This is a genomic window from Anaerococcus faecalis, from assembly GCF_013371425.1.
Classification (GTDB): Bacteria; Bacillota; Clostridia; order Tissierellales; family Peptoniphilaceae; genus Anaerococcus; species Anaerococcus porci.
Genome location: NZ_JABVBA010000001.1, coordinates 112076 through 130080, shown reverse-complemented (window position 1 = coordinate 130080; position 18005 = coordinate 112076). Strand labels below are relative to the sequence as shown.

General features: G+C 28.7%; 18 protein-coding genes. 1 reads left to right on the top strand and 17 read right to left on the bottom strand.

The window, feature by feature from the left end:
• Positions 1 to 4 precede the first annotated feature (4 nt).
• The 6 genes from HV819_RS00670 to nth all read right to left on the bottom strand — a co-directional run bounded on the left by HV819_RS00670 (position 5) and on the right by nth (position 5207).
• Positions 5 to 1201, bottom strand: coding sequence for a phosphoglycerate kinase (locus HV819_RS00670; protein WP_176269303.1), 1197 nt, complete (start codon positions 1199 to 1201; stop codon positions 5 to 7).
• A gap of 47 nt (positions 1202 to 1248) precedes the next feature.
• Positions 1249 to 2256 carry a type I glyceraldehyde-3-phosphate dehydrogenase gene (gap, locus tag HV819_RS00665; protein WP_176269302.1) on the bottom strand — a complete coding sequence of 336 codons (1008 nt, stop codon included), beginning with the start codon at positions 2254 to 2256 and terminating at the stop codon, positions 1249 to 1251.
• A gap of 77 nt (positions 2257 to 2333) precedes the next feature.
• The gene (trxB, locus tag HV819_RS00660) at positions 2334 to 3260 is read right to left on the bottom strand and encodes a thioredoxin-disulfide reductase (protein WP_176269301.1); all 927 of its coding nucleotides are present in this window, start codon (positions 3258 to 3260) and stop codon (positions 2334 to 2336) included.
• A gap of 12 nt (positions 3261 to 3272) precedes the next feature.
• Positions 3273 to 3731, bottom strand: coding sequence for a tRNA (cytidine(34)-2'-O)-methyltransferase (locus HV819_RS00655; protein ID WP_154538837.1), 459 nt, complete (start codon positions 3729 to 3731; stop codon positions 3273 to 3275).
• Complete coding sequence (locus HV819_RS00650) at positions 3724 to 4563, bottom strand: HAD family hydrolase (protein WP_154538838.1); 840 nt, start codon at positions 4561 to 4563, stop codon at positions 3724 to 3726. Before HV819_RS00650 ends, HV819_RS00655 begins: the two co-directional genes overlap by 8 nt.
• A complete protein-coding gene (gene nth, locus HV819_RS00645) occupies positions 4560 to 5207 on the bottom strand; it encodes an endonuclease III (protein WP_176269300.1) in 648 nt (215 codons plus the stop codon). Before nth ends, HV819_RS00650 begins: the two co-directional genes overlap by 4 nt.
• A gap of 95 nt (positions 5208 to 5302) precedes the next feature.
• Here nth and rodA point away from each other — a divergent pair, with 95 nt between their 5' ends.
• Positions 5303 to 6442, top strand: coding sequence for a rod shape-determining protein RodA (gene rodA, locus HV819_RS00640; protein ID WP_176269299.1), 1140 nt, complete (start codon positions 5303 to 5305; stop codon positions 6440 to 6442).
• Positions 6443 to 7535: 1093 nt separating this feature from the next.
• Here rodA and HV819_RS00635 read toward each other — a convergent pair.
• From HV819_RS00635 to miaB, 11 genes are all read right to left on the bottom strand, one after another.
• Positions 7536 to 7709 carry a hypothetical protein gene (locus HV819_RS00635; RefSeq protein WP_176269298.1) on the bottom strand — a complete coding sequence of 58 codons (174 nt, stop codon included), beginning with the start codon at positions 7707 to 7709 and terminating at the stop codon, positions 7536 to 7538.
• A gap of 551 nt (positions 7710 to 8260) precedes the next feature.
• Positions 8261 to 8887 (bottom strand): V-type ATP synthase subunit D, encoded by a 627-nt coding sequence (locus tag HV819_RS00630; protein WP_176269297.1) that lies wholly within the window; start codon positions 8885 to 8887, stop codon positions 8261 to 8263.
• Positions 8874 to 10253 carry a V-type ATP synthase subunit B gene (locus HV819_RS00625; RefSeq protein WP_154538842.1) on the bottom strand — a complete coding sequence of 460 codons (1380 nt, stop codon included), beginning with the start codon at positions 10251 to 10253 and terminating at the stop codon, positions 8874 to 8876. The genes HV819_RS00630 and HV819_RS00625 overlap by 14 nt, the downstream gene beginning before the upstream one ends.
• Complete coding sequence (locus tag HV819_RS00620) at positions 10250 to 12001, bottom strand: V-type ATP synthase subunit A (RefSeq protein WP_154538843.1); 1752 nt, start codon at positions 11999 to 12001, stop codon at positions 10250 to 10252. Before HV819_RS00620 ends, HV819_RS00625 begins: the two co-directional genes overlap by 4 nt.
• Positions 11985 to 12605, bottom strand: coding sequence for a hypothetical protein (locus tag HV819_RS00615; RefSeq protein WP_154538844.1), 621 nt, complete (start codon positions 12603 to 12605; stop codon positions 11985 to 11987). Before HV819_RS00615 ends, HV819_RS00620 begins: the two co-directional genes overlap by 17 nt.
• 13 nt (positions 12606 to 12618) lie before the next feature.
• Positions 12619 to 12855 (bottom strand): V-type ATP synthase subunit F, encoded by a 237-nt coding sequence (locus HV819_RS00610; RefSeq protein WP_154538845.1) that lies wholly within the window; start codon positions 12853 to 12855, stop codon positions 12619 to 12621.
• 1 nt (position 12856) lies between these two features.
• On the bottom strand, positions 12857 to 13282 hold the full coding sequence (locus HV819_RS00605) for an ATP synthase subunit C (RefSeq protein ID WP_154538846.1): 426 nt from the start codon (positions 13280 to 13282) through the stop codon (positions 12857 to 12859).
• A gap of 10 nt (positions 13283 to 13292) precedes the next feature.
• Complete coding sequence (locus HV819_RS00600; RefSeq protein ID WP_154538847.1) at positions 13293 to 14711, bottom strand: V-type ATP synthase subunit I; 1419 nt, start codon at positions 14709 to 14711, stop codon at positions 13293 to 13295.
• Between the two features lie 12 nt (positions 14712 to 14723).
• Positions 14724 to 15596 carry a V-type ATP synthase subunit I domain-containing protein gene (locus HV819_RS00595; RefSeq protein ID WP_154538848.1) on the bottom strand — a complete coding sequence of 291 codons (873 nt, stop codon included), beginning with the start codon at positions 15594 to 15596 and terminating at the stop codon, positions 14724 to 14726.
• Positions 15597 to 15599: 3 nt separating this feature from the next.
• A complete protein-coding gene (locus HV819_RS00590) occupies positions 15600 to 16577 on the bottom strand; it encodes a V0D/AC39 family V-type ATPase subunit (RefSeq protein ID WP_154538849.1) in 978 nt (325 codons plus the stop codon).
• Positions 16578 to 16594: 17 nt separating this feature from the next.
• Complete coding sequence (gene miaB / locus HV819_RS00585; protein WP_154538850.1) at positions 16595 to 17950, bottom strand: tRNA (N6-isopentenyl adenosine(37)-C2)-methylthiotransferase MiaB; 1356 nt, start codon at positions 17948 to 17950, stop codon at positions 16595 to 16597.
• Positions 17951 to 18005 lie beyond the last annotated feature (55 nt).

The window sequence follows — 18005 nt, the reverse complement described above, 5'->3', positions numbered from 1 at the left end:
CTCCTTATTTTTCATCAATACAAGCAATACCTGGTAGAGTCTTTCCTTCCAAGAATTCAAGACTTGCTCCACCACCAGTTGATACATGTGTTATTTTATCCTTAAATCCAGCTTTCTCAATAGCAAGGGCACTATCTCCACCACCTACTATAGTCACAGCATCTGAGTCAGCTAAAGCTTTAGCAACTTCATTTGTACCATTTGAGAACTCTTTTATTTCAAAAACTCCCATTGGTCCATTCCAAACAACTGTTTTTGCATCTTTAATTTTACTTGCAAAAAGTTCTATTGTTTTTGGACCTATATCCAAAGCTTCCTTATCTTCTGGAATATTATCAATATCAACTATTGAAGTCTCAACACCTGATTTTATTTCATCAGCAATAACTACATCTATAGGTAGAAGTATTTCAACTCCTTTATTCTTAGCTTTTTTGATTAGCTCAAGAGATAAATCCATCTTATCTTCTTCAAGTAATGACTTACCAATCTCTTTTCCTTGTGCTTTAAGGAAAGTATAAGCCATTCCTCCTCCAATTAGAATTGTATCTACTTTTGTTATAAGATTTTCTATAACACCAATTTTATCTGATACTTTTGCTCCACCTAAAATTGAAACAAAAGGATGTTCTGGTGTTTCAAGAGCCTTACCCATAACATCTATTTCTTTTTCAATTAATAGTCCAACTGCAGATGGAAGTATACTTGCAACTCCGACATTGGATGCATGAGCTCTATGACTTGTACCAAAAGCATCATTTACATATAAATTAGAAATTTCAGAAAGTTCTTTTGCAAATTCTTCACCATTTTTGGTTTCTTCTGGTCTAAATCTTGTATTTTCTAAAAGAGCAATCTCACCATCTTTTAATTCATTTACCTTATCTTTTACATTTTGATCAATTACCCTAGGTGATGGTATAAAATGGAACTTTTCTCCATACTTATTCTTAAGCCAATCTGCTACTGGTTTTAAAGTAAATTCTGGATTAGCTTCTCCCTTTGGTCTTCCTAAATGACTAATTAATATTACCTTTGCACCATTTTCTGATAGGTAATCAATAGTAGGTAGAGCCGCTCTTATTCTAGCATCATCAGCTATAACTCCCTTTTCTTCCTTTGATAAAGGAACATTAAAGTCAACTCTAACTAACACCTTTTTTCCAGATACATTTAAATCTTTTACTGTTTTTTTATTCATTATTCACCTCTAAAAAAAGGCGAGACTATATCCCGCCAATTAAAATCTTAAAGATTTGCCAAGTAATCTAGTGTTCTAACTAGGTTAGATACATATCCCATTTCGTTATCATACCATGCTACAGTTTTAACAACTTGTGTTCCATCTGTACCTTCAACTATTTTTGTTAATTGTGAATCAAATACACTTCCTGCTGGATATCCAACAATATCACTTGATACTATATCATCTTCTGTGTAAGCAAAAGCATCTGATTCATATTTTTTCATTGCAGCATTAACATCTTCCACAGTAACTTTATTTTCAAGTACTGAGTAAAGTTCTGTAATAGAACCTGTTATTGTTGGAACTCTTAGAGCTGAACCATCTATTTTTCCTTCTACTTCTGGAAGTACTTTACCAACTGCTTTAGCTGCACCTGTTGATGCTGGAATTGTATTTTGAGCTGCTGCTCTTCCACCTCTAAGGTCTTTTTTACTAGCTGGAGTATCTTGGATAGCTTGAGTAGCTGTATAAGCATGGATTGTTGACATTTGTCCTGATACAAAACCAAATTCTTTTACCAATACATTAACCATTGGTGCCAAACAGTTTGTTGTACATGAAGCACCTGAAACCACTGTTTCTGATCCATCAAGTGTTTCATGGTTAACACCATAAACTATTGTTTTCATATCACCTTTACCTGGTGCTGAAATTAAAACTTTCTTAGCTCCTGCTTTAATATGAGCTTCTGCTTTTTCTTTTTCTGTAAAGAATCCTGTACATTCAAGTACTATATCAACATCTAAGTCTTTCCATGGAAGGTCTTCTGGATTTCTTTCAGCAAATACTTTTATATCTTTTCCATTTATTTTAAATCCATCATCTGTAAGTTCAGCTTCCCCGCTGAATCTTCCTTGAGCAGTATCATATTTAAATGCATATAATAAGCCTTTTTTATCAATAAGATCATTGATTGCTACTACTTCTATATTGTCTTCAACTTCAGCAATTCTTCTAAGTGTAAGACGTCCTATTCTTCCAAATCCATTAATAGCTACTTTTGTTGTCATTATTTCCTCCTAAGTGCTTTTTCAATGTGCTTTACAATAATTATTTTACTAATTGACGATTTTTTGTCAAGTGTATATTACCACTCACCATTATCGATATATTTATTAGCCATCTCGCTAGCTATACATCCATCACTTGTTGCTGTTACCATTTGTCTTATTTTTTTAACTCTGGTATCACCAATAGCAAAAACTCCCTTTAAATTAGTTTTCATGTCCTCATCTGTAGGAATATAGCCATCTATAAGTTCAATTTGATCTTTAAATAAATCAGTTTGTGGTATATTACCTATATATATAAATACCCCAAATGGACTATTATCATCATTTTTTATTCTTTTTAATTCATTTGTTTGAGTGTTTTTTAGTATAAGTTCATTTACTTCACTTTCTCCTTTTATCTCTTCAACTGTATAATTTAATAAGAAATTGATTTTTTCATTTTCCTTACATCTATCAACTACAGTTTGACTTGCTCTAAAACCTTCTCTTCTATGAATTATATTTACAGACTTGCCAAATTTAGTAAGATAGAGTGCTTCCTCTAGTGCTGCCTCACCTCCACCAATTACAAATATATCTAAACCTTGATAAAATGGACCATCGCAGGTTGAACAGTATGAAACTCCAAGATTTGCAAATTCTTTTTCACCTGGAACATTCAATTTCCTATGACTTGCCCCAGTTGAGATAATAACCACCTTGCTTTCATAAACTTCATCTGTCGTATACACTTTTTTAACTTCACCTTTAAGCTCTACTTTCTTAACCTCTTTATATTTTATTTCACAAAACTCTCTTGCTTGCTCTTCCATCCTATCTGATATGGCAAGACCTCCTGCTCCTTTTTCAGAACCAGGATAGTTTTCTACATGCTCTGTTGTTGCAATTTGCCCACCTGCTATATCTTTTTCTAAAATTAATGTTTTAAGCTTAGCCCTACCAGCATAAAGACCTGCTGTAAGTCCTGCAGGTCCTGCTCCAATTATTATTACATCAAACATATTTCACCTCTATTATTTAAAAAAATTATTTTGTCTTAATCCTTCATATAAAACTATTGCAACTGAATTAGCTAAATTTAATGACCTATCTATCTTATTAGTCATTGGTATACTAAAAATTTTATCCTTATGTTCATCTAATAGTTTTTGATCTATACCTTCTTTTTCTCTGCCAAAAATTAGATAATCATCTACTTTAAAGCAAATATCACAATAAGTCCTATTACTTCCTGTTTCGATAAAATATATATTTTTATCTTTTACATATTCAAAAAAATCATCAACACTATTATGAATTACTAGCTTCAAATCATCCCAATAGTCAATGCCAGCTTTTCTTAAAGATTTATTTGATAGGTCAAATTTAAATGGTCTTATTAGATGAAGAGTTGAATCAGTCTGTACACAAGTTCTTGATATATTGCCAACATTTCCAGGATGTTGTGGAGAAATCAATACTATATTAAACATCTTTATTCCTTTTTATTACTATATCAATAGCTTCAACAATACCAAATTCATCATTAGATCCTACAATTACATCTGCAATTTCTTTTACCTCATCTATAGCATTTTCAACTGCAAAAGAAAGCTTCGCTAACTTTAACATTGGTATATCATTATCTTGATCTCCAATTGCAGCTATTTCATCTCTATTTATACCCAAATAATCTGAAACTTCACATATAGCTTGATATTTACTTACATTTTTTTGCATTATTTCTATAACTTTATCATTTGATGATGTTATATAAAGATTTTTATTGAACTTTCTAATTTCTTCAATAATCCTATCTTTACTTAATTTATTATATTCCTTTGGAAATATTTGAAATTTAAGTACATTACTATTTCTGTTTTTTATTTCATTTAAGGGATTTGCTGAAAAAGAAAAATTGACCTGATAATTCATTCCATAATCACTTTTCTTTTTTAGATGGCTAAATCTTTCAGGACATACTCTATTAGAATAATAAGTATCATGGTCATAAAATTGATACAAAAGTTTATAATTTTCACAAAATTCAATAAGCTTTTCTATATTTTTATAAGTTAGATAATTTTCGTATATTATGTTTTCTCTATTTATAGATGCTATAGCTCCATTATTAGCTACAGTTGGGTTATCGAAACCTGTAAGAGATGTTAAATAATCTACGGATGGCTTTGCTCTTCCAGAAGTAAATACGAATTTTATACCATTTTCATCTAATTTTTTTAAAGCCTCTATAACTTTATTATCAAGCCTTGACTGATTATCTAAAGTTGTCCCATCTAAGTCAATAGCAAATAATTTTATCATTTTTTCTCCTTATAGTACTCACATAAAACTCTTATATCACATTCATGGCAAAGTGGATTTCTAGCCTTACAAATTTTTCTTCCATGTGCTATAATCTGATGGTGTAAAATTGACCATCTGTCTTTTGGTAAGTTTTTCATCAAATCTTTTTCAGTATTTAACACATTCTTACTATCAGCAAGACCTATCCTATTTGAAACCCTTTGTACATGAGTATCTACTGCTATGGTATCTTTATTAAAAGCATTTGCCATTACAACATTTGCTGTTTTTCTACCAACTCCTGGAAGTTTAATCAAATCTTCCATGGTATCAGGTACTTTTCCATCAAATTCCCTTAACAACATTATAGATGCATTTTTAATATTTTTTGCTTTATTCTTATAAAGTCCACATGTTTTTATCAAGTCTTCAATATCTTTAATATTCATATTTGCAAAGTCTTCTGCTTTATTAGCAATTTTAAACATATATTTTGTAACTTTATTTACTCTTACATCGGTACATTGAGCTGATAGAATTGTAGCTACTAAGAGTTCAAATGGTGTTGTAAAATCTAGAAAACTTTTATCAAGATTTGGATAAAGTTGATTTAGTATATCTATTACTTTTGAAATTTCTTCTTTTTCTAAAATAATTCTCACCTCTTAATTTATTATACCCTTATCTTTTGGGAAAAATAAAGATTGAAGATTTAAGATGCTTATTATATAATTATTACTAGTATTGGAGTGATTAAATGTTTAATTTAAAGAAAAAAGATTTAAAAAGATTCGATTGGCTGCTATTTATAAGTGTGGCTTTTTTAAGTTTATATGGACTATTTATACTTTATTCTGCTTTTTCTGGAAAGATTAGCAATATAAAAAGCCAAATAGTTGCAACTGTATTAGGATTTATACTTATATTTGTCTTATGCACCATGGATATGGATGTTATAAAAAAAGCATGGATGCCAGTTTATGTAATATCCTTAATTTTGTTACTATTAACCATACTTTTTGGACAAGGTGAACAAGAGTGGGGTTCTAATTCTTGGTTAATTCTCGGTCCTATTCAAATTCAACCATCTGAGGTAACTAAAGTTGGTATAATATTTGCTTTAGCAGCTTATTTTGATAAATACAAATCAAATATAAATAAACCAAGTGGTCTACTTATAAGTATGGCCTTTGCCCTAGTTCCTGTAATTTTAATATTATTCCAACCTGACTTTGGGACAGCCATGGTTTATATATTTTTTATAGCTGTAATGTTTTTTATGGCTGGACTTTCATGGAAATGGATCATTGCTCTATTAGCCATCGCTATAGTTGGATTTTTAATTTTATTACTTAATCTTAAGGGCTATAGAGCCGATAGAATTCATGACTTTTTGGACCCATCAAGAGATACATCTGGTAGTGGTTGGCAACAACAACAAGGTTTAATAGCCATAGGAAGTGGTATGCTTACAGGACGTGGATATATGAAAGGAACCCAAGCTCAATATGGTTATATCCCTGAAAAGGAAACAGATTATATTTTCTCAGTGCTTGCAGAAGAACTTGGATTTATAGGTGCAATACTTATGCTAATAGCCTTTGTTATAATGATTTATAGGTTTATAGCTATAAGTAAAAATTCAAAAAATACTTTTGTGAGCCTATTAGTTTCTGGTATTTCAGCTATGTTTTTTATCCATATATTTGAAAATGTAGGAATGACAATAGGTCTTATGCCTGTTACTGGAATTCCCTTACCATTTTTCTCATCGGGAGGAACATTCTTACTTATATGTTTTGCAAATGTAGGACTAGCTTTATCTGCATCCATGCAAAAATCATCATATGACATAGAAGATGCAAGCGAATACGAAACTATTAAATTTATTAGATAGGAATTATTAAAAAATTATTATTTCCTATCTTTAGCAAGTCATTACAATCTATTCTAAACAACTTGAAGACTATATAGCAAGCTTAGAAAACTAATTTGTTATATAAAATTAGTTATAAGTAATTTAAAATATTGTAATGATTTGCTAAATTAATTAATTTTAAACAAGCAATTTTTACATGAACCATTATCTAATATTATTAACTTATGCCTTGATTCTTAAAACAGTTAGTTCACTTTCCCAATGTTTTTAGTATTTAATCTCAAGAATAATTTTACTATTATTTATACCTCTAATTATGATTTCTAAATTATAAATACTTCTAGTAAACAATATTATTTTTAACTTCCCAATTCTATTATATTATAGTAGAAATAACTATTTGAGATTCTTTCAATTCAAATGAAAATCATTTAAACTACGATTATATAGAAAAAAGAATAACAGAAATTACTTTAAAAACAATTCTTAAATCTTAAAAAATATAGGAATAAATATAAATTATGATAATATTAAGGATAGTGTAGAATACGTTCATAGCTATAATCTCAATTCTTTTGAAGAAATAGTAATAAATGAAGATAGTAAAAAATATTTTTATCTTTTACAAAAAATAAATGATTTAGACTTTATAGAATAAAATATTTTAATCAAGAAAACAATTTTGAAGTCTATCTAATGTGATTGTTGGTTTGGTTATTTTATAACTAATTTATCTTCTGTTGTTGTTCCTGTAAGAAGTTTTCCTATTTTGACTAATTCTAGTTGTCCTTTTTGATGTATATTTCCTAAGGTTATTTTGATTTTGAATTCATTGTTTTCTTATACGTTTTCTACTGAGATTATGTCTAGATGGTTTTTTTCATATTGATATGAAGCCCATTCAGAGCCTGTCTTATTGCCGAGTATGTTAAAGTGGAATGGCTTTGACATAATACTGTATCATCTGTTTTTTATGGATTCGGCTTTTTCTATTAGTTCATATTCACCTAGTGGAAGCTCTTTTGCTTCTTCTTTTTTGTCATCGTTCTTTTCTTCTTTTGATGGCTTAGATAGGGTAGATGGTGTTATTTCATCTGAGTTTTCTTTAACATCATTTTTTAGCTTTTATAGAGTCTAAGTCTCTTGTGTTTTGATTGAGTTGTGTAATTAATGTTTGTGATTGATTAATTAAGTCGTTAGCTTTGCACTCTTGTGCGTGTGCTTGGGGTGCTGCTAATAGTCCTAATGATAGGATTAATGCTGGTGTTATTATTTTCTTTTTCATATAAATTTATCCTTTAGCAATCCTAATTATGTCTACATTATATATATTGTCAAGTTGAATAATATTTCTAAATTAAATAAAAGTATATTCTAAAAACAAATCTATTAAAAAATAATTAAAAATATTTACGATAAAATTCAATTCAAAATTCATCCAAGAATTTCTATATTAAAATTTGCCTACAATTTACTTAAACTCTATATAAAAAACACGCCCTTTACAATTAAATTTGTAAAAGACGTTTTGATAAAGACTACGTTTTTTTTAAAATCCTTGGAAGGATTTTGGAATAGAACTGGCTTTATTTTAATCATTTTTAATTAGTATATACCATCATAATTAGCTGAATTTAGGCTTTTCCCTTTCAAATTATATTATATATTTATTCTATATCAATATCATTTTTCAGACAATTATTTTACCACTTTTTATCTATAATATTATAGAATTTATGCTAGCACCTATTACTAATTTTTGATATTGTTCATGTACTTTTCTTATTTATCCATAATGTAAAAAAGTCTTATGTAAACAAGACGTTTGCATAAGACTTACTTATTATCAACTTTTCTATCTTTTATCATTTTTGTTTTAGAAAATTCTTCTCTTTCTTTTTCTTCAATTTGACTAGAAATAGATTTAATTGTTTTGTTATAATTTGGTATTTGAACTTTTTCAAGACTATTAACCTTTTTTGAGGTTTTTTTAATCTCTTTATCAAGATTATTAATAGTTGTATCAAGCTCAGCTAACTTATACACCTTACTCTTTAATTCATTTAATGAAATTAAGGCTAGGTCAAATAAAGAGTTTGTTAAACTTAATGAATAAGATAAATCAAGCTTTTTTTCTTCAAAACTTATCTCATAAATTTTCATTTGCATAAATTTTCTATTTATTAAAGATATTGAATTATCTAATGGTACTGATAAAGCTATTGATTTAAGCTTATCCTCCCCTATAGTTGCACTTGCTTTTTTAATTGCTTTTTTTACATCTTTAATTGATGAATTTACTATATCATTCAACTCGTTTCTTTGATCAATTTTAGCATTATACTGACTAATAAGAGCCTTTCTCTTCTTATCTAAAATATCATAGCCCTCATTGATAAGGTCAAGCTGGGCTTTAGCTTTCATTAGATTGGCTTTGGTTGGTGCAAGCTTAGTCTCTGTCATTATTTCCACCCAAGAATTTTGCTTTATTTTTATCACTTACTCTATGAAGTTGATCTAGAGGAAGTATTTTAAGAATATCCCAACCTAAATCTAATGATTCTTCTATAGACCTATTTTCGTATTGATCTTGGCTTAAGAACTTATTTTCAAATATCTTACCAAATTTCAAAAATTTCTTATCAACATCTGAAAGATCATCCTCACCAACTATTTGTGAAATATTTCTAATTTCTTGAACCTTAGAATAAGATTCATATAACTGATTCATCAAATCATCATGATCATCCCTTGTATATCCTTCTCCTATCCCATCTTTCATAAGTCTTGATAAAGATGGAAGAACATTTATTGGAGGATATATCCCTTTTTGATTAAGTCCCCTATCTACTACAATTTGACCTTCTGTGATATATCCAGTCAAATCTGGAATAGGATGGGTTATATCGTCATTTGGCATAGTTAGTATAGGGATTAAGGTTACTGATCCATTTATCCCTTTTATCATACCAGCTCTTTCATATAAAGAGGCTAAATCTGAGTAAAGATATCCTGGATAACCCTTACGTGATGGCACCTCTTGCCTAATAGATGACACTTCACGTAAAGCTTCTGCATATGATGTAATATCAGTTATTATTACTAAAACATGTTTATTTTTTTCAAATGCTAAGTATTCTGCAGCTGTTAGAGCACATTTTGGTGTTATAAGTCTTTCCATTATTGGATCATCCGCAAGATTTTCATACATAACTACCTTATTTTTTACACCTGCCTTGGTAAAGGCATCATCAAAGAACATTGCTTCATCCTTTTTTATCCCCATTGCCGCAAATACAAAACAAAAGTCTTCATCGGTCTTAAGTTTTGCTTGTCGTACAATTTGGGCAGCTATTTCGTTATGTGGCATTCCAGATCCTGAAAATATAGGTAGTTTTTGACCACGTATTAATGTTGTTAGTATATCAATTGATGATATACCTGTTTGGATAAAATTTCTTGGATATTGTCTTGATACAGGATTTAAAGGTTTACCTTCTACAGAATAAAACTTATCAGAGTAGATTTCTCCACCATTATCAATTGGTCTTGCTACACCATTAAAAGTTCTGCCTAATATTGACTCATTTAATGGAATCTCTAAGGGTTTTTCATTAAATTCAACAACTATATCATAAATTGAGAAATTTTGAGTATCACCAAAAACTTCAACTGTTACTGTGTCTTCATCTATTTTTACAACTTGTCCTATAAATTCTTGACCAAGTGTATTTATCTTTACCACAGCACTATAAGCAATATCTGAAACTTTTTCTAACTCTATAATTGATGCTTCTATTTTTTTAATTCTTGTATATTCTTTTATCATAGTTCACCCTCTTTTAGACTTTGAAAATAAGAACGGATATTGTTATTTAACTCAATAAATTTATCTGTTTCATCATTTTTAATATTATATTTCATGCCATTAAGCTCTGAAATTAAGTCTTTATTGTAAATGTCCTTATAAGATATTCCCCTATCAATAGCTTCAAGGGAATAGTTATAATAAGCTTCTATAGCCTTTAGCATTAAAACTTGCTTTTCTAATGGCACATACTTATCTATATCATTAAAAGCATTTTGTTGAAGATAGGCAATTTTTATAATACTTGCCACATCTAATAGATTTTTTTGCTTATCACTTAAAGCATCTTTTCCAACAAGCATTACTATAGATTGAAGCTTATCTTCTTCAGTAAGTATTGTCATCATCCTATTTCTTAACCCTATAATATCTTCACCTGTCAAGTTTTCATAATAATCTCCCATTTGGTCAAGGTAATTAGAATAAGAAGTAAGCCAATTTATAGCAGGGTAGTGTCTTGAGTAAGCAAGATTTTTATCCAGACCTAAAAATACATTTACACTTCTTTTTGTATTTTCAGTTACTGGCTCCGAGAAATCTCCTCCTGTTGGAGATACAGCACCAATTAGAGTAACTGAGCCCTCACTACCATTTAAATTTATAAAATCTCCTGCCCTTTCATAAAATTGAGAAAGTCTTGAACCTAGATAAGCTGGGTATCCCTCTTCAGCGGGAATTTCTTCAAGTCTTGCAGATATTTCTCTTAAGGCCTCTGCCCATCTTGATGTTGAATCTGCCATAAGAGCTACATCATAGCCCATATCCCTAAAATATTCCGCCATGGTTATTCCAGTATAAATACTAGCCTCTCTTGCTGCTACTGGCATATTTGAGGTATTTGCTATAAGAATAGTCCTTTCCATTAGACCTCTTCCAGTATTTGGATCTATTAGATCTGGAAAGTCTTCAAGTACTTGGGTCATTTCATTTCCACGTTCACCACAACCTATATATATAATTATATCAGCGTCTGAATATTGGGCCAATTGGTGTTGAAGCATTGTTTTTCCTGTACCAAATCCTCCTGGAATTGCTACAGTTCCTCCCTTTGCAACTGGAAAGAAAATATCTAAAACTCTTTGTCCTGTCACTAAAAGCTTATTTAAAGCTTTTGACTCTTTAACAGGTCTTTGAACTCTTACAGGCCAATATTGATAAAGTTTTAATTCTTCTATACCGTCATTTGTTTTAACCTTTACAATAGTATCTTCTAGTTTATAAAAACCATCATCTGATATCTCTATAACTTCACCATTAACATTTGACATTATTCTATGCTCTATTATTGGACTTTCTTTACAAGTTGCATAAATATCGCCTATTTTAATTAAGTCGCCTATTTTGACTTTAATTTTTATATCCCACAGTTTTTCTTCATCAAGATTTGATAAACCTAAACCAGAAGGAATAAAAGCTCCATTTTTTGCAGCAATCCTATCTAATGGTCTTTGAATACCATCAAACATATTTCCAATCATACCAGGTCCAAGCCTTACTGATAAAGGTCTATGTGTAGGGACTATTTCATCACCTACCTTAAGACCTGAACTATCTTCATAAACTTGTATTACACCCATATTGCCATCTATAGATACTACTTCACCTATAAGTTTTAAAGAACCTACATTAACCATTTCTCTAACTTTAAGTTTACTAGCATCTTTTGCTACTATTACAGGTCCATTTATAGATTTAATTCTTGGAGTCATATAATTCCTCCATTTCTTTTTTGAAATTTTCAGCAATTTCTTTATAAAATTCGCTACCAATTTCATACTTATAATTGTCTAGTTTCTTTTCTAAAGAAAAATTATATTGATAGGTAAAATCTTTATTTCTTATAATAAAGCCACCAATCTTACTATCATCCATAGTTTCGGTATCAAAATCAAATAGTTCTTTGTCAGATTCTCTAACCGCTAAAATCAGAGAATCATCATCCTTAGATAAGCTTTCAAATATTTTTGTAGCCTCTATTTTTAATTTTTCTTTGTATTCATCACTTTTACTATAGTCAATAAGCTCTAATCTAATTTCATCAATTAGTTTATTTAAGAGTTCTTCCTTAAATTTATTATAAAGTGTTTTTTCGTGCTGAGATATATTTGCTATTTTTTCATTTTTTCTTGAATTAGCAAATTCTTCTCTTTTTTCCATGTACTTATTATATTCATTTTCTAGCTTTATTTTTATTTCACTTAAAGCTTTAGATGAATTTTCTGTAGAATTATAAAGCTGTTTCTCGCTTTTTTTCTTTTCATTAGACCAAACCATCTTTCTAAAGCTTGATATCTTTGAACTTAAATCTAGCATATTATATTCCTTACTAATCTAAAACTACTATCAAGGGTTTGTCCTTGATTTGTCTAAAAGATTCAACCTCATCTTTAATAAGTTCATAACAATCTTTTGAAAATATTATTAATGCTGTTTCCTTATTTCTAGAATATTGATTGAAATTTTTTAATATTTGATCATTTTTGTCGATAAGGCAGCCATCTATACCTCCGAGTCTAAACCCTAGAAGTAGTGACATATCCTTAGTTATAATATTTGCTTTCATTTTATGCGTAAAGAATTAATATAGAAATAATTACACCAAAGATAGCAATACCTTCAGCAAGTCCAACAAAGATTATTGTTCTACCCAAAATAGATGCATCTTCTGAAATAGCTCCTAAAGCGGCTGAACCTACTTGACCTACAGCATATCCAGTTCCTATAGTTGCAAGACCTGTTGATAAAGCAGCACCTATATATTTAAGACCACTTGCAGCCATTGCTTCATTTCCATTTGCTGCAGCCTTAACTCCATCTGGTAAAATCAAGACTAAAATCATAACCATGATTGGAACAAATGTTGATAAATTAATTTTTAAGGCTTTTTTTATTTTTTCCTTTGATGGGTCCTCATTGTTTTTCATTAAGTATAAACCTGAATAAATTGTCATTGTTACACATAAAAGTGCTAAAATTGTTACTAAAATCATATTTTTCTCCTTATAATTTACTTATTGGACTAAATTTATGTCCATCTCCCTTGTAATATTTACTAAACATTTCGTAAAATTCAAGCCTTAAGCCTTGGATAAATACTATCATTCCCTCTAGACCTATAATTAGAATATTACCTAAAATCAATATAATTATTCCTATAAAGCCTCCACCGACAAGCTTACTAATAACTTCAAATGCCATATATAAACCTACGTGGTTTATTGCAAAGGCTCCAACTCTTGTAAAAGAAACAAGATTTGAAAATACTGATAAAAGTGCTTCTATTATAGAAAAAGAACTTTCTACGTAATAATCTGAACCTGATTGATCATATAAAGGACTAACACTAAGTAATATTCTAGTGATAGGTTGCTTAAATATCATCATAACTATAGATAAGATTAAAAGTATTAATGATATTATCATTGGTAGTGGATTAATATTTACTATATTAAGTATTATCATAATAAATGATATCATCATTATGAGTCCTGCTATTCCCTCTTTACCAAAAATACCCTCTTCTAAATCTTTTTGTTTGACTAACTTATTATATATTCCGATAAGATATGATATTATTAATAAAATAATACCAAATCCTACAGATGCTGCTAAAACTTTTATTATATTATCAAATGGTTTTATAAGCAGAGTTGGTATCAAAGTTTCAATTCCAAAGAATGAACCATACATAAGACCAAAAATTGATGCTGATATTCCAATCCTTCTAATAAGTTGACCAAAAACTTCATTTTTCTTTCCTATAAAGAAGCTAGCTAATATAAAAACTAAACCTTGTCCTAGATCACCGAACATCATTCCATATAAAAGCATATATGTAATGGCAAAAAATCCTGTAGGATCTACTTCATTATAATTTGGAGCACCATACATATTTACTAAAAATTCAAATGGCTTAAATATTTTATTATTCTTCAGCTTAGTAGGTGGATTGGCTATTGTTTCCTTATTTTTTTTTTGGTCGATCAAGCTGTCTTCATACTTATCGACTGTATCTTTTAATATCTTAAATTTTGATTCAGGAACCCAGCCTGAAAGGTAAAAATATTTATTTCCTCTAAGCATCTTTTCTTTAAGTTTTGAAGATTTTTTATAATAATCTATTGTTTTTGGGATATTTTCCAAATCAGCTAAATTATCATTTTTTATCTTACTGAGGCTCTTATCTAATTCTTTTAGTTTCCTTTTATTCTCTTCATACTCTTTTCTAAGACTTTCCATATCTGTCCCATTTTCTATCTCTTTATCAATAAAACCCAAGGAAGATATTGTTCTATTTACTTCATCCTCAACATTTTTAGGATATACTAAAAGATAATCCTCATTTGACTGATCTATATTCTTACTTTTTGGACTATTTTTATATTTATCTTTAAAACCTAATTTTTCTAATAATTTCATATAACCTCCTTTCTATTTAATTATCTTTTGGAAGAAGTCTTTTATAATGCTATCTTTCTTATCTTTATAAATTTTTTCAGTTTCAGACTTTTGTTGTTTATAAAATTCTTCTATATTTTTAGATTCTACATTTGCCTTACTTAGAATATCATCATACAATTTAGACGAATCATTTTTTGTCTTTTTATCATACTCCTCATTAAGTTCTATGCTGATTTTATTAACATTGGCCTTCTCATTTTCTAAAATTTTATCCGTATCATCCCTAAGTTTTTTAGTTTCTTTATCAATATTATAGATATCTCCAAGAGCCTGCTTATTTATTTCAATATCAGGATCATTTTCTTTTAAGTGAATAATTAATGATGGTATTGATTCATAATTATTTTTTAATATAAATCTACCGTCCTTGCTTACTTCACCAAGTCTATACGAAAAATAATTAAGTTTTTGTACCTTATTTATATCAATATCTTCATTTTCTAATGCTCTTAAATTTCTAATGTATTCTTCAAGTTTTATATTTCTTTCTTCTAACTTTTTCTTTTCATTAATCTTTTCATCTAATATATTATAAAGATATTCAAGTTTTTCATTATCAATTTTTTTCCCATGAGTAGAATCTTTTAAGTTAAGAAACTCTTTCATATCTTCAAGTTTCTTTAAAAAATTAGGGTCTAATTTTTCAAAAGATTCAATATTATTGAAATCTTCAGTTTTTTCAATATTTGCTTCATTTGAAGTTATTGAAAATTCCCTATTTTGAATCTGTCTTAAAGCATCAACTTGGTCAAATTCATCAATTTCTATTAAATCTTCTAAAAAACTATCTAGATTATCTAACCTTGCCATTATATTGACTAGATGCATTTTTTCTACAGCCATAATTCACCTCTCTATTATATATTTTTTCTTCTCATCTTTATCAAAACTTTCGTCAAGTTCCAAAAGACTAATTAGATTTCTATTAGATATGTCTATCATATCAACAATATAGATTAGTTTTAATAAATCATATTTAGAATTAGCTAATTTTTTTGAAAGTTTTGATAAATAATCTTCTTTTGCCTTATAAAAAGTTTTACTAGTTAAAAATAAATCTTTATATTGACTTCCTATTATAAAGTCTTTGAAATTAATTAAATTCATATTAGATAATTTTATCAAGTCATCAGACTTAAGATATTTACCTCCTTCAATTAAATAGTTAAACATTTCATTACTATTTATATCAAAGAATCTTATAAGTCTATAAAGCATCTCTATATTAAATATATCTATTTTTTTTCCTATAAAGTCTCTTAACTCATCTCTTTCATTTTTAGAAAATTTAGAAATTTCTTCTAAGAGGTCCCTATAATAGAATTTATTCAAAGAATTTGAAGACAAAAATATTAATGAGCTTCTATCCACATTTTCATTTAAAAATGGGAATAAGCTCCTATAATATCTAGTATTGTTACTTTTTAAAACAAAATCTTCAAAATCATAGTCTTCTTTTATATCAAAGGCTTTTGAAAACTTATTTTCTTTTATAATTTCCAAGCTATCTTTTATATGATTATTTAGCAAAGCTTGTATTATAAGCTGTAGAATTGAAATTTCATATCTAGAAATATATTTAATGAAAAATTCTTTTTCTTCACCCTTTATAAATTTCAAAAAAGAATAAAGGTTATCGTATAAATGATTTTCAAGACCGATTTCTAAATCACTTTTACTTGTTAAAGAAGATATTTCCGGATAAAATGATTTGATAATATCAAGTTTTCTATCTGTATCATCTTCGTATAATAAATCTCTTCTAATGGTCTTATCCGGTAATTTACCTAGTTTTGCCTTTGCTTTAACTACATAAGACTTCATGTTCTCCTTCTTTCTATCTAGCTTATTAAATCTCCAGATATAGTAAATGATGTGTGATCTGTAATCTTTACCTTTACAAATTTTCCTATAAGGCTATTATCAGCCTTAACATGAACTAATTTAAAGGTATCTGTCCTACCGGTCAGCACTTCTCTGTTATTCTTACTTTCAGACTCAAGAAGAACTTCAACTGTTTTTCCTAAGTATTCTTTATTTTTCTCATTAAAAATAGGATATAAGGTATCAAGTAGTCTGTCAAACCTATCTTGGACAATCATATCGTTTATTGGTGTAAGCTTACTTGCCTTAGTGTTTGGTCTAGGCGAGTATTTAAAGGTAAATGCTGAATCAAAACCAACTTTCTTACATACATCAAGTGTTTCTATAAAATCTTCTTCATCTTCTGTAGGATAGCCCACAATTATATCCGTAGATATAGATATACCTGGTATTTCTTCTTTTAATTTTAATGCTCTTTCAAGGTATTTCTCTTTTGTATATTTTCTATTCATATCTTTAAGAACTTTATTAGATCCACTTTGCATAGGTAAGTGAAAATAATTACAAATATTATCATATTTTTTAATTACTTTAATTAAATCATCTGATAAATCTTTTGGGTGACTTGTTGTGAATCTTAATCTTTTTAAACCATCAATTTGAGCACATTTTTCTAGTAGTTCAGGGAAAGTCACATTAAAATCGGACTTATTTCCATAAGAGTTTACATTTTGTCCAAGAAGTGTTACTTCCTTATATCCTTCTCTCACAAGATTTTCTATTTCTTCAATTATATGAGAAGGTCTTCTACTTTCTTCTCTTCCTCTTGATTGTGGAACAATACAATATGAACAGAAGTTATCACAGCCTCTCATTATATTTACATAAGCTTGGAAATTATTTTTTGAGTTGTAATTTACATAGTCATCTTTAACATTATCTTCAGATATATCTATGACTCTTTCTCCGCTTTCTAAATACCTAAATAATAAATCTGGTAGAGAATTTATATTTTTAGTACCAAAGATTATATCAACTTCTTTATGTTTTTTTTCTATAACTTCTCTTGCAACACTGGTTTGCATCATACAACCTGATACTACAATAATTTTTTCTGGATTTTCTTCCTTTAATTTTTTTAAACTCCCAACTTGACCATATAATTTCAATTCCGCATTTTCACGAACCAAACAAGTATTAAATAAAATTAAGTCAGCTTCATCTCTATTTTCAGTTTTTTTATATCCTATGTCTTCCAATAAGTATGAAATTCTTTCAGAATCATGTTCATTCATCTGACACCCAAAAGTAGTTATATTATATGTCTTGCCTTTAAAATGGTCTTTATAAATTTCATTAGTTTTTAATTGCATATTTCTCCTTACAGGCAAAAAAGAGATGATAAAATCACCTCTTTCTTGTACAATT

Coding starts and splice junctions, on each gene's coding strand:
- HV819_RS00600 (WP_154538847.1), bottom strand. CDS start 14,711: ATGAAATTATTAGAAAAATTAGGTTTTAAAGATAAATATAAAAATAGT.
- gap (WP_176269302.1), bottom strand. CDS start 2,256: ATGACAACAAAAGTAGCTATTAATGGATTTGGAAGAATAGGACGTCTT.
- rodA (WP_176269299.1), top strand. CDS start 5,303: ATGTTTAATTTAAAGAAAAAAGATTTAAAAAGATTCGATTGGCTGCTA.
- trxB (WP_176269301.1), bottom strand. CDS start 3,260: ATGTTTGATGTAATAATAATTGGAGCAGGACCTGCAGGACTTACAGCA.
- HV819_RS00625 (WP_154538842.1), bottom strand. CDS start 10,253: ATGATAAAAGAATATACAAGAATTAAAAAAATAGAAGCATCAATTATA.
- HV819_RS00635 (WP_176269298.1), bottom strand. CDS start 7,709: ATGAAAAAGAAAATAATAACACCAGCATTAATCCTATCATTAGGACTA.
- HV819_RS00670 (WP_176269303.1), bottom strand. CDS start 1,201: ATGAATAAAAAAACAGTAAAAGATTTAAATGTATCTGGAAAAAAGGTG.
- HV819_RS00615 (WP_154538844.1), bottom strand. CDS start 12,605: ATGCTAGATTTAAGTTCAAAGATATCAAGCTTTAGAAAGATGGTTTGG.
- HV819_RS00595 (WP_154538848.1), bottom strand. CDS start 15,596: ATGGCTGTAGAAAAAATGCATCTAGTCAATATAATGGCAAGGTTAGAT.
- HV819_RS00620 (WP_154538843.1), bottom strand. CDS start 12,001: ATGACTCCAAGAATTAAATCTATAAATGGACCTGTAATAGTAGCAAAA.
- miaB (WP_154538850.1), bottom strand. CDS start 17,950: ATGCAATTAAAAACTAATGAAATTTATAAAGACCATTTTAAAGGCAAG.
- HV819_RS00590 (WP_154538849.1), bottom strand. CDS start 16,577: ATGAAGTCTTATGTAGTTAAAGCAAAGGCAAAACTAGGTAAATTACCG.
- HV819_RS00605 (WP_154538846.1), bottom strand. CDS start 13,282: ATGATTTTAGTAACAATTTTAGCACTTTTATGTGTAACAATGACAATT.
- HV819_RS00630 (WP_176269297.1), bottom strand. CDS start 8,887: ATGACAGAGACTAAGCTTGCACCAACCAAAGCCAATCTAATGAAAGCT.
- HV819_RS00650 (WP_154538838.1), bottom strand. CDS start 4,563: ATGATAAAATTATTTGCTATTGACTTAGATGGGACAACTTTAGATAAT.
- HV819_RS00610 (WP_154538845.1), bottom strand. CDS start 12,855: ATGAAAGCAAATATTATAACTAAGGATATGTCACTACTTCTAGGGTTT.
- HV819_RS00655 (WP_154538837.1), bottom strand. CDS start 3,731: ATGTTTAATATAGTATTGATTTCTCCACAACATCCTGGAAATGTTGGC.